Source organism: Raineyella sp., from assembly GCF_034933565.1.
Lineage (GTDB): Bacteria > Actinomycetota > Actinomycetes > Propionibacteriales > Propionibacteriaceae > Raineyella.
The window spans coordinates 1-11,836 of record NZ_JAYFNG010000016.1 but is presented as its reverse complement, the minus strand read 5'-3'; the positions used below and the strand labels follow the sequence as shown (position 1 = coordinate 11,836).

Genomic DNA, 11,836 nt, shown 5'->3' with positions numbered 1-11,836 from the left:
AATCGTCGAGGAGGAAGCCCGATGAACCGACGCCGGACGGTGATCGCCGGGGCCGTGGCCGTGGTGGTGATCGGGGGCGCCGTGACGGCGTACGCGCTCAGCACCGCCGGGTCATCGGCCACCGACCGCTACCGCACCACCACCGCCACCCGGAGCGACCTGACCGCCACGGTGAGCCTCAGCGGCTCGCTGACCCACGTCGACTCGGTCACCGCGACGTTCCCGGCGGCCGGGACCGTCACCTCGGTGCAGGTGCACGCCGGTCAGCAGGTGAAGGCCGGCGACCTCCTCGCCACGATGGACACCACCCCGCTGCGGGCTGCGCTCCTGGAGGCCCAGTCGCAGGTGGCAGCCGCCCAGTTGGCGATCGAGCAGGACCGGGCCGCGATCAACGGCACCTCGACGTCCTCCGCGCCGACCGGTGGTCAGGCCGCTGCCTCGAGCCAGGCCCTCGCCTCGGGTCAGGCCGCCCAGGCGTCCGCCGCGGCAGCGGCGGGCCAGGCACGGACCAGCGGCTCGGGCACCGGCACCGGCTCGGGCGGCACGCCCGGTGTCGGCACCGGTGCGGCGGGGAAGACCTCTGCCTCCCAGGCCGAGATCGACAAGGCCCTTGCCGCGGTGACCGAGGCCCAGAAGGGCGTGGACGGCTCCTGCCAGGGCTTGCTGTCAGGTCTTGGCCAGGCGAGTGTCACCCCGTCCGGTCAGCGGACCGCCACGACGGTGGCCGACCTCCCCTCGCGGCCCGCGACCCCCAGTATCTCGGCGTCTGCGTCCCCCAGCGCCACCCCCAGCCCGACGACGACGGCGCTGGACCCGAAGGCGCTCAGCGCCTGCATGGGTGCTCTGCAGAACCTCAGCGCCGCCCAGCACCGGGCCGCGACGGTCCTCGACGCGGCCGCCACCTCCCTGGCCCAGCAGACGAGCCAACGGCCGACGACGCCCCAGCCCCCGACCGGCCCGGCGACCTCCACCGCTCCGTACACCGGCACCGCCCCGAAGCCCGGCACCACCGGGAGGACCAGCACCACGATCCCCCCGGCTGGCCAGTCGGGCCAGGGCGGCACCTCGTCGCCCCAGGCGAAACTGCTCGCTGACCAGGGCACTCTGGCGGTCGCCCAGCAACAGCAGACCCAGGCCCAGAACAACCTTGACGGTGCCACCCTCACCGCCCCCATCAGCGGGGTGGTCGGCGCCGTCGACGTCTCGGCAGGTAATCGCACCACGCCGACCAAGGGCATCGTCATCATCGGGCCGGGGGCGGCGCAGGTGGACGCCACCGCCTCTCTCGTCGACCTGCAGCAGGTGGCGGTCGGCGACCGGGTCCAGGTGCGGACGGTCGGCTCCGCCGCCGCCCTGGACGGCACCCTGACCGCCGTCGGCGCGCTGCCCTCGAGCGGGGCCGGGACCGACGCGCCGGCCTATCCGGTCGTGGTCACCGTGCCCAGCGGCGCCGGGGGGCTGCCCGAGGGGGCGCCGTCCACCGCTTCCATCGAGACCACGTCGCTGAAGAACGCCTTGGTCATCCCGGCCTCGGCGCTCACCACGACCGCGACCGGGGCGACCCAGGTGACGACGCTCGGCGACAGCGGCACCCGTACCGTCGACGTGTCCGTCGGGGCCCGTGGCCAGGGCCGGGTCCAGATCCTCAGCGGGATCAGCGGCACCGACGTCGTCGTCCTCGCGGACCGTACGGCCCCGCTGCCGAACACCAGCCTTACCAATGCCCGGATCGCGTTCCGGCCGAGCAGCGGGAACGGCGGCGCGGACAGCGCCCCGGCGCCGTCCGGTGCGGCCAGCCCGCGGTGACCGACCACCGGCCCGGCGGTGCCGGGTTCCGGGGATCTGCCGGATGCCGGGAACTCAGGGGATCCGGTCCAGCGGCCAGCGCTCCCCTGCCCCACTGTCGATCAGGGCCGCCCGGACGACGGTGACGGTGAGCGGTAGGGCGTCCGACACGGCCCGGGCGACGAGGGGCAGCTGGGCCTCCTTGGCGCGGGTCGCCAGCGATACATGGGGCACCCAGGACCCGCGGATGTAGTGCCGGTGCAGGTCCGCCCCGGCGCCCGCGACCGCTGCGGTGACGAGTTCCTGGCGCCGCGCGACCTCGGCGGTGACCGAGGCGGCGAGCGCCGCCCGGCCGCGGGAGAACGCGAGCATGCCGTGGAACTCGAGCGGGAACGGCCCGCCGTCCGGGAGCGCCGCGACCCGCTCCAGCACCGTCTCCAGTTCCCATCGCACCGCCACGGCGTACGACAGGTGCGGCAGGTGGCGGCGATGGGTGTGGGTGAGTAGGGTCGGCACGCCCTCCCTCTCCAGCCGGGCCCAGATCTCCCGGACCGCACGGTCCCCCTCCGGATCGAAGAGCAGGCACACCGCGAGGGACATGGCCCCATCATCCACCGCCCGACCGATCGCAGGGGAAACTACCGGTATGACGACACCCGCTGAGGACTCTCCGGGTCGGCACCGGCTGTCCCCGCTCGCCCCACGCGACACCGAGGAACGTCACCGGGTCGCCTCACCCCTGGAGTTGCTGTTCGACCTGACCTTCGCCGTCGCGTTCGGGCTGAGCGGCGAACAGTTCGCGCACTACCTGGCCGAGGGTCACCTCACCACCGCGCTGATCGGCTTCGGCTTCGCCGGCTTCGGGATCGTCTGGGCCTGGATCAACTACTCCTGGTTCGCCTCCGCGTACGACAACGACGACTGGGGACTCCGGTTGATGTCGATGGCGATCATGGTCGGCGTGGTGGTGCTCGCGCTCGGGATCCCACCGATGTACCACTCGCTCGAGTCCCCTCACTTCGACAACCGGACCATCATCCTGGGGTACGTCGTCATGCGTCTCGCCCTGCTGGTCGGCTGGGCCCGGGCCTGGCGGGCGGATGTCCCCCGCCGGGGCGCGATCGGCCTCTACCTCGGGTCGATCATCGCCGCCCAGGCGGCGTGGGTGGCGGTCGCGCTGCTGCCGCTGACCGTCACGCAGACGCTGGGGATCGCCGTCGTGCTGGTGCTCGTCGAGGTGCTCGGCCCGTTCCTCGCGGAGCGCCGCGCCGGCACGCCATGGCACGCTCACCACATCGCCGAGCGGTACAGCCTGCTGGTGATCATCACCCTCGGCGAGGGCGTCATCGGCACCGTCGCCGCCCTGACGGCGACGATCGGGGAGGGCCACTGGACGTTGGCGGGGGTGCTGGTCGTGGTGGCCGGGATCGGGCTCACCTTCGGGCTCTGGTGGGTGTATTTCACCACCACGGTCGCCGAGGTGCTGCACCACTATCGGGGCCGCTCGTTCCTGTTCGGGTACCTGCACATGCCCCTGTTCTGGGCGGTCGCGGCCACCGGGTCAGGGCTGCACGTCGCCGGGCTGTGGATCGCCGGTGAGTCAGATCTGGCGCTGCCCGGCGTCGTCGCCACCGTGGCGGTGCCCGTGTTGGCGTACATCTGCCTGGTGTACGCGATCTACTCCGTCATGCACCGCGGCGGTGCGGGCGGTCATGTGGCCTTTCATGTGTCCGTGTTCGCGCTCACCGTGGCGATCATCGCGGCGTCGGTGGGCCTGGCGTACGGCGGGGTCCCGCTGGGCTGGTGCCTCGTCGTCGTCATGCTCGGGCCGCTGGTGACGGTGGTGGCGTACGAGGCGCGGGGCTACCGGCACATCCGGGCCGATCGGACGGTGCTGCTGGAGCGGGCGGCCCGGCGCGAGGGGTAGGCGCGGCTCGTTCCTCCTGCGCGGCCGCAGCCCCGGGTGGGATCGCGGCCGCGGTGGGCCCGTGGGCCTGGTGAGATTCGTTCGTCAGGCGATCACCAATTCCTTCGGGACCGCCGCGAGGGCCTGGGAGACCGGGCAGTTGTCCCGGGCCCACTCGGCCTGCGCGGCGAAGTCGTCGGCACTGAGGCCGGGGACGTCACCGTGCACGGTGATGGTGATGCCGGTGACGCCGGTGCCGGGCACGAAGGTGACCGCGGCCCGGGTGTCGATGGTGGAGGGGTCGTGACCGTCCTGGGCCAGCGCGTTGCTGAGCGCCATGCTGTAACAGGTCGCCAGCGCGGCAGCCAGCAGTTCCTCGGGGTTGGTGGTGCCCTTGCCGGCCTCTGCTCGCCGGGCCCAGGTCACGTCGAACGCGGCGACGCCGGAGGTCACCAGCTCCGTACGTCCCTTGCCGTCGAAGAGATTGCCCTCCCAATGGGTGCCGGCCGTGCTGACAGTGGAGTTCGCCATGGGATGCTCCTTGGTGTCGGAGGTGCCTGTTAGGTAACCCTAACCCAGCACAGGGTTCTGAGCAGGGGTTCATGGAATCGCACCTCGGCGAATCCACAGCTCGGGGATCCGGACCTCGGGGCGCCGTGCCGTGGGGATCCACACCTTGGGCCTCAGCGGGAAGGGCACCCCTCGAGGGCCCCGAGCCGGCGCATTTCGCTGTCCCCTCGAGGCACGCCGGTCGATACTGAGGATGTCGCGAGGAGGTGCGTCATGAAGGTCCCCCAGGCCAGTCTGAGCCGTACAGTGCGGGTCACCAGCCCTGAGTTCACCGACGGCGGCCCGATCCCGTTGCGGTTCACCTGTCAGGGGCAGGGTCTCTCCCCTGCGTTCGCCTGGTCCGGGGTGCCCCCGCAGGCCACCTCGCTGGCGGTGGTCGTCAGTGATCCCGACGCCCCGCACGGCACGTTCGTGCACTGGCTGGTCACCGGGTTGCCCGCCCGCGACGGCGGCTTCCGGGAGGGCAGTGCCCCGCCGGGGGCGCGCGAGATGCCCAACAGTGCCCGGACGCCCGGGTGGTTCGCGCCCTGCCCGCCGAGCGGCACCCACCGGTACGTCTTCGCGGTGTACGTGCTCGATGTCCCGGTCCGCGGGGCCTCCAGCCAGCATGTGCTCGACGAGATCGGCGAGCACACCGTGGCGTGGGGCAGTGTCACCGGCCTCGTCCGGGCCCGCTGATGGCGGTGGATCTGCCCGGGCGGCGGCTCCGGACCGGGCGCTGACCGTGCTGCGCCATCATGGGGTCATGGAGGACATCCTGTTGCTGATCGACGGCACGTGCGGGTTCTGCCGCACCTGGGCGGACCGGATCGCCCGCGTGCTCGCCGCCGGGGAGGCCGGCCGGGTGCGGATCGTCCCGAGCCAGGACGTGGATGTGGCCCGCTGGGGGCTGTCGCGTGAGCAGGTCGCCCGTGAGGTCGTCCTGGTGCTGCCCGACGGACGCTCGTACGGCGGCGCCACGGCCTTCCTGGCGTGGGCACGCCTGGGCCCGGCGCCGCTGAAGCTGCTCGGCGCGCTGCCGCCGGCGCGTGCGGTCCTGACCGTTCTCTACCGGCTGATCGCGGCCAACCGCTACCGGTTGCCGGGCAGCACCCGCGCCTGCGTCCGGCCCACCACCGGCCGCCGCGGCCGCTGAGTCCGCGACCGGGGTCCCTCGGACCGCCTCGACCAACATCGGTCCCTCAGACCGCCTCGACCAACATCGCCGTGCCCTGGCCGCCGCCGATGGCGATCCCCGCCAGGCCGTACCGGGCCCCGGTCGTGTTGTGCCGGACGAGCTGGGTGAACAGCCGGGTGAGCTGGACCGCGCCGGTCGCCGCCCACGGGTGCCCGAGGGCGATCGCCCCGCCCTGGGGGCAGTTACGTTCCTCGTCGATGCCCAGCGCATCCAGGCAGGCGAGCACCTGGCCGGCGAACGCCTCGTTGAAGTCGACGACGTCCACCCGGTCGAGGTCGAGACCGGTCCGGTCCACCAGCCGACGGACCGCGGGGACGATGCCCCAGCCCGGGCGGTCCGGGGCACAGCCGACCGTCACCACGTCGACGACCCGCAACCCGTGCAGCCCGCGTCGTGCCGCGGTCGTGCCGTCGCACAGCAGCACCGCGGCCGCCCCGTCGTTGATCCCGCAGCTGTTCGCCGCCGTCGCCGTCCCGTCAGGGGTGAACGCCGGCCGGAAGCGGGCCAGCCGCCGGGCGGTGAACCCGGCCCGGGGCCGCTCGTCGTGGTCCAGCCCTGCCACCGCCAGCATCTCCTCGGCGAAGATCCCTGCAGCGGCGGCCGTCACCGCCCGCTGATGGGAGCGGGCGGCGTACGTGTCCTGGCGTTCCCGGTCGATGGCGTGCTCGGCCGCGAGGAGGTCGGCCGCCACACCCATCTCGGGATCACCGTGGGCCCGGTCGGTGAACGGGGCCCGGAGGTACTGCTCCGGCGTCTCGCCCGGGCCTGTCGGCGGCCAGAACGTGAGCGGTTGGGTGCTCGCGGACTGGGTGCCGCCGGCCAGCTGGAACCCTTCGCGCACCCCGGCGAGCAGGGCGACGCTGTACTCGATCGCGGCCATCCCGGACCCGCACTGGCGGTCCACGGTGATCGCGGGGGTGGCCTCGTCGAGGCCCGCCTGCAGGGCGGCCACCCGGGCCGGATTGCCGCCCGGTCCGCGGATGTTGCCGAGCACCACCTCGTCGATCGGGGCGTCGCTCCGGCCGGCCAGCGTGGCCAGCAGCGGTGCGATCAGCGCGGTCGCGTCCACGCCGCGCAGGGCACCGCCCTGGGTGCCGATCGGCGTCCGCAGCGCGTCCACGATCACCGGGCGCTCGTCGCGACGCGTCATGCCGCCTCCCCCGCCCGGTCGGTCCCGTCCGGTGCTCCCCCGCGGTGTCGTCGCCGGTCCGCCGCCACGATGTCGGCGACCAGCCGGGCACGGTCGATCTTGCCGGCCGGAGTGAGCGGGAGGTCGTCGAGGGCCAGCCACCGCCGCGGGCGTCGGGCCCCGGCCAGGTGCGTACGCCCCCAGTGCCGCGCCGCCTCGAGATCGGCCGCGCCGCTGACGCAGCAGACCAGCTCACCGAGGCGTTCGTCGGGCACCGCGAGGACGACCAGCCGACCGTGACACTGCGCCTGCAGCTCCGCCTCGAGCGGGGCCAACAGCACCGTCGCCCCGGCGGTGGTGGCGGCCCCTGGCCGGCCCAGCACGTCGATCCGGTCACCGTCGAGGCGGGCCAGGTCGTGCACGGTGGCGAAGCCGCGCTCGTCGGTGTCGGTGCGGGACAACCAGGGCGAACGGACCCACAGGGTGCCGTCGCGGACCTCGGCCGTCACCCGGTCGAACAGCCGCAGGTCGGCCCCGTCGTGTCCCCAGGCGATCAGGGACAGCTCGGCCGCCCCGTAGTAGTGGTCGACCAGCAGGCCGGCGGCCTCGGCGCGTCGCCGCAGCGCCGGCGGCAGGACGTCCCCCGCGACCAGCACGTGCAGCCCCGGCCCGGGATCCGCGTCGAGGACCGTACGGAGCTGGGCGGGGGTCAGCTGCGCGTGACTGCAGCCGGCCGGATCGGTGCTCCACGACGCCCGCACGTACGTCGCCAGGCAGGCGGCGAACAGGTTCATCGTGGCGGTGAGCGGTCCGGGGATCCAGATCCGGCCGGCGGCCGTGAGCCCGAGCCGCCGGGCGCAGGCCTCGAAGCTGTCCACCCACGAGGCGGTGCTGCGGACGATCACCCGCGGGGTGCCCGAGCTGGTGCCGGAGGTGGAGAGCGCGACGTCGAGGCCGCCGCGGTGGGCCGCCCAGAAGGCGGTCACCGGGTCGGGCCGCTCGAGCACCGCGACGGCCCCGTGGTCGCCGCAGGCGTACGCAGGGCTGGGCACAGCGGTCATGGCGGCTCCCGGGAGAACTGGTGCGGACCCTCAGTATATGAACACCGTTCAGGCCGGCTTGGCACCGACGAGTTGGATGAGGTTGCCGCAGGTGTCGGCGAAGACTGCGATGATCGTGCCCGATCGCCTGTCGTGTCGATCCGGCAGCACTCGGCCGACGTCAGACCAGCCGGGCGAGCTGCTCGGCCAGCAGGCCGACCGCGATCACGGTCATCGCGATCCCCGAGATCCGGCTGACCGCACGGGCCGCCGCGGGACGGGTCCGCAGCACAGCGCGCGACCCCGAGCCCACTCCCAGGTAGACGATAGCGCTCGACAGGATGTGCAGGCCCCCCAGGACGGCCACCTGGAGCGCCACCGGCCAGGCGCCGTGCGGGTCGGTGAACTGTGGCAGCAGGGCCAGGAACAGCAACAGCGCCTTCGGATTGAGGCCGCTGGTCGCCGCACCGCGACCGAGCTGGTCCAGCCAGGACCCGGTGGACCCGGTCGGTCCGGCGGCCTGTTGCGGGGTCGGTGGGTGGCGGATCGTGGAGACGCCCAGCCAGGCGAGGTAGCCGGCGCCGGCGAGGGTGAGCACGCCGAGGGCCCCCGGGGTGCTGGCCAGCAGGGCGGCCGCCCCGCCGGCCACGACGAGTGTGATCAGCAGGTACCCGGAGAGCAGCCCGCCGACGGCGGGGATGACCGACCGGTAGCGCAGCCCGGCACTGATCGCGTACGCCCAGTCGGCGCCCGGGGTGAGCACCAACAGGAAGGACACCACCCAGAACGCTGCCAGAGACCCCATCGCCATGCCGCGTCACCCTTCCTGTCGTCGCCGGGACGACGCCGGCGTCCCGATGCCGGGAACGATAGAAGAAATCCGTTGACAAGTGCTTCCCTCTTCTCCCTCCATCAGACCCTTCGATGGGAAAGAATCTGGCCATGGACGCCCTTGACCGCGAGATCCTTGCTCAGCTTCAGTCCGACGGTCGACTCACCCTCACCGAACTGGCCGAACGGGTCGGCCTGAGCGTGTCCCCGTGCCATCGTCGACTGCGGGCACTGGAGCAGGAGGGGATCATCATCGGCTACCGGGCCCAGCTCGACCCGGCGAAGGTCGGACTGGCCTTCGAGGCCCTGGTGTTCGTGACGATGGACAAGACGAGCGCCGAGATGGTGGCCGCGTTCGAGGCCGCCGTCGCCGCGGTGCCCCACGTCATCCGGGCGGAGCGGCTGTTCGGTTCACCGGACTATCTGCTGCGCGTCATCGCGGCCGACCTGGCGGCCTATCAGCAGCTCTGGGACACCCACCTGGCGACGTTGCCGGGGGTCCAGCGGGTGGCGTCCACCATCGTGATGAAGAGCATCGTGCACGACCGGGGACTGCCTCTGCAGGGATGACCGCTCGCTCTGCGGGGATGACCGGAGGTGCAGTCGCTCGGGCCACCTCCCCGCAGGATGACCCTCGCCCTGCGGGGATGACCCTCGCCCTGCGGGGATGACTGCTCGGGGGCCACTAGGGTGGTCCGGCGCGCAGGGGCGTCGACAGCGAGGAGGATCGGGATGGACGTACGGGACGCGGTCGAGGCGGACGTCGAGGCGATCACGGCCATCTACAACCATGCCGTGGCCGACACGACGGCGATCTGGAACGACACCCTCGTCGACGCCGCGAACCGCACCGCCTGGCTGGCCGACCACCACCGGCACGGCCAGCCGGTCCTGGTCGCGGTGTCCGGGACCGGCGACGTGCTCGGCTACGCCACGTACGGCTCCTTCCGCGCCTTCGAGGGCTATCGGCACACCGTCGAGCACTCCGTCTACGTCCGTGCCGACCAGCAGGGCCGTGGCATCGGGTCCGTGCTGATGGGTGAGCTGGTGGAGCGGGCCCGGCAGGCCGGTGTGCACGTGATGGTGGCGGCGATCGAGGCCGGCAACGTCGGCTCGATCCGGCTGCACGAGAAGCTCGGCTTCACATCGGCCGGCGTGCTGCACCAGGTCGGCCGGAAGTACGGCCGCTGGCTCGACCTCGCCCTCCTCGAGCTCGTCCTCGACACCGACGCCGACGCGCCAATGGGTCCCGGTCGCTGATCCGGGCCCGGACATGGCCGGTACCGTCGGTGCCGACGACCCGGAATGTCCGCATGGTGAGCGTCCGGGAACGTGAGATCGGCGACACCGGTCCTGGCGTGGCGCGGGTCACTGACCCTCCGCACCGGACCCGCTCGGGTCGCTAGCACAACGTCACCTGTCCGACAGCGGGGGTCGGTGACATCGGCGTGGCGCCATCGTGAACAATCAGTGGTGTGAATCTTGAGTTGGCGATCCTCGTGCTGGTCGTCGTAACGGCCATCGGCTTCGATTTCACGAACGGTTTCCACGACACCGGCAACGCGATGGCGACCTCGATCGCCACCGGCGCCCTCCAGCCCAGGACAGCGGTACTGCTGTCGGCCGTGCTCAACCTCGTCGGTGCCTTCCTCTCGGTCCAGGTGGCCCTCACCGTGACGAACGCCGTGGTGAAGATCCAGGACAAGAGCGGCATGCCGAAGGCGCAGTTCCTCGCCGACAACGGACATCTGCTGCTGCTGATCGTGTTCTGCGGGCTGATCGGCGGCATCTTCTGGAACCTGCTCACCTGGCTGCTGGGACTGCCGTCCAGCTCGTCGCACGCGCTGTTCGGCGGGCTGGTCGGCTCGACGATCGCCGCGCTGGGCTTCGGTGGCGTCAACTGGGCCGGTGACGGCACCAAGCTCGACGGCATCCTCGGGAAGGTGGTGCTGCCCGCGCTGGCCTCCCCCGTCGTGGCCGCCATCGTGTCGATGATCGGGACCTGGATCGTCTACCGCGTCACCGAGGGAGTCGCCGATCGCTATCGGGAGACCGGGTTCCGCTGGGGCCAGATCGGCACCGCCTCCCTCGTCTCGCTGGCCCACGGCACCAACGACGCACAGAAGACGATGGGCGTGATCACCCTGGCCCTGATCGGCTACGGCTCCTGGCACCACACGACGAGCATCCCGCTGTGGGTCAAGGTGGTGTGCGCCGGGGCCATCGCGCTCGGCACCTACACCGGCGGGTGGCGGATCATCCGCACCCTCGGCAAGGGCCTGGTCGAGATCGACTCCCCGCAGGGGATGGCCGCCGAGGCCTCCTCGGCCGCCGTCATCCTGGCCTCGTCCCACCTGGGCTTCGCCCTGTCGACCACCCACGTCGCCACCGGGTCGATCCTCGGCACCGGACTGGGCCGGCGCGGCGCCGAGGTCCGCTGGGGCGTGGCGCTGCGGATGGTGGTGGCCTGGCTGGTCACCCTGCCGGCGGCGGCCCTGGTCGGGGCCGCGATGTACGGCATCGCCAACGGCCTGTCCGGTGTGGCGGGCGGCTGGCTGGGCCCCTTCGTGGTCTTCGCGATGCTGCTGGCCATGGCGGGCTACCTGGTGGCACGCTCGCGTCGTACGCCGATCGGCGCCCACAACGTCAATGATGATTGGGACACCGGCCTCGGGCCGACCCCCGCCCCCTCGACGTCCGCCTAGGAGGACCGATGTTGCAGCTGTTCCTCGCGGCCACCGCCCAAGTGCTGGTCGTGTCCATCATCGTCGGCGCCGGACTGCCGGGCGTCTTCGCCCTGGGGGTCCGGTGGATGGCGGCGGGTGCCGGTGGCGACGCGGAAACGAGCCACGCCGCGGCCAGGCCGGCCTGCACCGCACTGGCCGTGCTCTGCTTCGCGCTCGTGCTGGCGGTGATCGCGGCCGGACTGGCGATCCTGATCTCGTCCGGCCTCGGCTACACGGTCTCCTTCGACCACGTGCTGCCGACCTTCATGAAGAAGGGATGACACCGATGCCCGACAACGTCTTCCTGCGGGTCATCCAGTGGCTGCGGGCCGGTTACCCGCAGGGCATCCCGGAGAACGACTACATCGCCCTGTTCAGCATCCTGCACCGCACGCTGACCCGGGAGGAGATCGAGACCGTCGCCCGGCGGGTCGCCGAGCGACGGCACCACGGCCAGCCGGTGTCGGAGGAGGAGGTCGCCGAGATGATCCGGCGTACGGTCCAGGAGGAGCCCACCCCCCAGGACATCCGCCGGGTCTCCGCGCACCTCGCCGCCGGCGGCTGGCCGCTGGCCGGGCCACCGGCCCCCTGACGGCACAGCCCTGACCCACACCTCCGGTACCTGCTCCTCGGTACTACAGCACCCACAGCTCCGGTACCCAAAGCCGCGGA

Annotated in this window: 14 protein-coding genes; 9 read left to right on the top strand and 5 right to left on the bottom strand. The window is 72.4% G+C overall.

Features of this window, described 5'->3' with window-relative positions; all coding sequences use genetic code 11:
- Positions 1 to 21 precede the first annotated feature (21 nt).
- Entirely contained in the window at positions 22 to 1,806 is a 1,785-nt protein-coding gene (locus VB059_RS05585) for an efflux RND transporter periplasmic adaptor subunit (protein ID WP_323421036.1), read from the top strand.
- A gap of 54 nt (positions 1,807 to 1,860) precedes the next feature.
- Here the strand turns inward: VB059_RS05585 and VB059_RS05580 are convergent, their stop codons facing one another.
- Positions 1,861 to 2,385: a 2'-5' RNA ligase family protein gene (locus VB059_RS05580; protein ID WP_323421035.1), complete on the bottom strand. Its 525-nt coding sequence runs from the start codon at positions 2,383 to 2,385 to the stop codon at positions 1,861 to 1,863.
- A gap of 46 nt (positions 2,386 to 2,431) precedes the next feature.
- Here VB059_RS05580 and VB059_RS05575 point away from each other — a divergent pair, with 46 nt between their 5' ends.
- Entirely contained in the window at positions 2,432 to 3,712 is a 1,281-nt protein-coding gene (locus VB059_RS05575; protein WP_323421034.1) for a low temperature requirement protein A, read from the top strand.
- Between the two features lie 84 nt (positions 3,713 to 3,796).
- On the opposite strand, the gene VB059_RS05570 is transcribed toward VB059_RS05575, so the two are convergent.
- Positions 3,797 to 4,222: an OsmC family peroxiredoxin gene (locus VB059_RS05570; RefSeq protein ID WP_323421033.1), complete on the bottom strand. Its 426-nt coding sequence runs from the start codon at positions 4,220 to 4,222 to the stop codon at positions 3,797 to 3,799.
- Between the two features lie 252 nt (positions 4,223 to 4,474).
- On the opposite strand from VB059_RS05570, the gene VB059_RS05565 reads away from it, so the two are divergent.
- Together VB059_RS05565 and VB059_RS05560 are read left to right on the top strand one after the other, a co-directional pair.
- Positions 4,475 to 4,939 (top strand): YbhB/YbcL family Raf kinase inhibitor-like protein, encoded by a 465-nt coding sequence (locus tag VB059_RS05565; protein ID WP_323421032.1) that lies wholly within the window; start codon positions 4,475 to 4,477, stop codon positions 4,937 to 4,939.
- Between the two features lie 67 nt (positions 4,940 to 5,006).
- Complete coding sequence (locus tag VB059_RS05560; RefSeq protein ID WP_323421031.1) at positions 5,007 to 5,396, top strand: DUF393 domain-containing protein; 390 nt, start codon at positions 5,007 to 5,009, stop codon at positions 5,394 to 5,396.
- Positions 5,397 to 5,442: 46 nt separating this feature from the next.
- Here the strand turns inward: VB059_RS05560 and VB059_RS05555 are convergent, their stop codons facing one another.
- From VB059_RS05555 to VB059_RS05545, 3 genes are all read right to left on the bottom strand, one after another.
- Positions 5,443 to 6,588 carry a thiolase family protein gene (locus tag VB059_RS05555; protein WP_323421030.1) on the bottom strand — a complete coding sequence of 382 codons (1,146 nt, stop codon included), beginning with the start codon at positions 6,586 to 6,588 and terminating at the stop codon, positions 5,443 to 5,445.
- Positions 6,585 to 7,628, bottom strand: a complete 1,044-nt coding sequence (locus VB059_RS05550; protein WP_323421029.1) for an o-succinylbenzoate--CoA ligase — start codon at positions 7,626 to 7,628, stop codon at positions 6,585 to 6,587. Before VB059_RS05550 ends, VB059_RS05555 begins: the two co-directional genes overlap by 4 nt.
- Positions 7,629 to 7,788: 160 nt before the next feature.
- A complete protein-coding gene (locus VB059_RS05545; RefSeq protein ID WP_323421028.1) occupies positions 7,789 to 8,418 on the bottom strand; it encodes a LysE family translocator in 630 nt (209 codons plus the stop codon).
- Between the two features lie 131 nt (positions 8,419 to 8,549).
- On the opposite strand from VB059_RS05545, the gene VB059_RS05540 reads away from it, so the two are divergent.
- From VB059_RS05540 to VB059_RS05520, 5 genes are all read left to right on the top strand, one after another.
- A complete protein-coding gene (locus VB059_RS05540; protein ID WP_323421027.1) occupies positions 8,550 to 9,008 on the top strand; it encodes an Lrp/AsnC family transcriptional regulator in 459 nt (152 codons plus the stop codon).
- Positions 9,009 to 9,170: 162 nt separating this feature from the next.
- Positions 9,171 to 9,698 (top strand): GNAT family N-acetyltransferase, encoded by a 528-nt coding sequence (locus tag VB059_RS05535; RefSeq protein WP_323421026.1) that lies wholly within the window; start codon positions 9,171 to 9,173, stop codon positions 9,696 to 9,698.
- A 215-nt stretch (positions 9,699 to 9,913) separates the two neighbouring features.
- The gene (locus VB059_RS05530; protein ID WP_323421025.1) at positions 9,914 to 11,143 is read left to right on the top strand and encodes an anion permease; all 1,230 of its coding nucleotides are present in this window, start codon (positions 9,914 to 9,916) and stop codon (positions 11,141 to 11,143) included.
- A gap of 8 nt (positions 11,144 to 11,151) precedes the next feature.
- Positions 11,152 to 11,445 (top strand): hypothetical protein, encoded by a 294-nt coding sequence (locus VB059_RS05525; RefSeq protein WP_323421024.1) that lies wholly within the window; start codon positions 11,152 to 11,154, stop codon positions 11,443 to 11,445.
- Between the two features lie 5 nt (positions 11,446 to 11,450).
- Positions 11,451 to 11,756 (top strand): DUF3349 domain-containing protein, encoded by a 306-nt coding sequence (locus VB059_RS05520; RefSeq protein ID WP_323421023.1) that lies wholly within the window; start codon positions 11,451 to 11,453, stop codon positions 11,754 to 11,756.
- Positions 11,757 to 11,836: the final 80 nt, after the last annotated feature.

What these genes read in the sequence shown, in the direction of transcription:
- VB059_RS05555 (WP_323421030.1), bottom strand. Translation starts at nt 6,588, where the DNA reads ATGACGCGTCGCGACGAGCGCCCGGTGATCGTGGACGCGCTGCGGACG.
- VB059_RS05525 (WP_323421024.1), top strand. Translation starts at nt 11,152, where the DNA reads ATGTTGCAGCTGTTCCTCGCGGCCACCGCCCAAGTGCTGGTCGTGTCC.
- VB059_RS05540 (WP_323421027.1), top strand. Translation starts at nt 8,550, where the DNA reads ATGGACGCCCTTGACCGCGAGATCCTTGCTCAGCTTCAGTCCGACGGT.
- VB059_RS05550 (WP_323421029.1), bottom strand. Translation starts at nt 7,628, where the DNA reads ATGACCGCTGTGCCCAGCCCTGCGTACGCCTGCGGCGACCACGGGGCC.
- VB059_RS05575 (WP_323421034.1), top strand. Translation starts at nt 2,432, where the DNA reads ATGACGACACCCGCTGAGGACTCTCCGGGTCGGCACCGGCTGTCCCCG.
- VB059_RS05520 (WP_323421023.1), top strand. Translation starts at nt 11,451, where the DNA reads ATGCCCGACAACGTCTTCCTGCGGGTCATCCAGTGGCTGCGGGCCGGT.
- VB059_RS05580 (WP_323421035.1), bottom strand. Translation starts at nt 2,385, where the DNA reads ATGTCCCTCGCGGTGTGCCTGCTCTTCGATCCGGAGGGGGACCGTGCG.
- VB059_RS05565 (WP_323421032.1), top strand. Translation starts at nt 4,475, where the DNA reads ATGAAGGTCCCCCAGGCCAGTCTGAGCCGTACAGTGCGGGTCACCAGC.
- VB059_RS05560 (WP_323421031.1), top strand. Translation starts at nt 5,007, where the DNA reads ATGGAGGACATCCTGTTGCTGATCGACGGCACGTGCGGGTTCTGCCGC.
- VB059_RS05585 (WP_323421036.1), top strand. Translation starts at nt 22, where the DNA reads ATGAACCGACGCCGGACGGTGATCGCCGGGGCCGTGGCCGTGGTGGTG.
- VB059_RS05535 (WP_323421026.1), top strand. Translation starts at nt 9,171, where the DNA reads ATGGACGTACGGGACGCGGTCGAGGCGGACGTCGAGGCGATCACGGCC.
- VB059_RS05545 (WP_323421028.1), bottom strand. Translation starts at nt 8,418, where the DNA reads ATGGCGATGGGGTCTCTGGCAGCGTTCTGGGTGGTGTCCTTCCTGTTG.
- VB059_RS05570 (WP_323421033.1), bottom strand. Translation starts at nt 4,222, where the DNA reads ATGGCGAACTCCACTGTCAGCACGGCCGGCACCCATTGGGAGGGCAAT.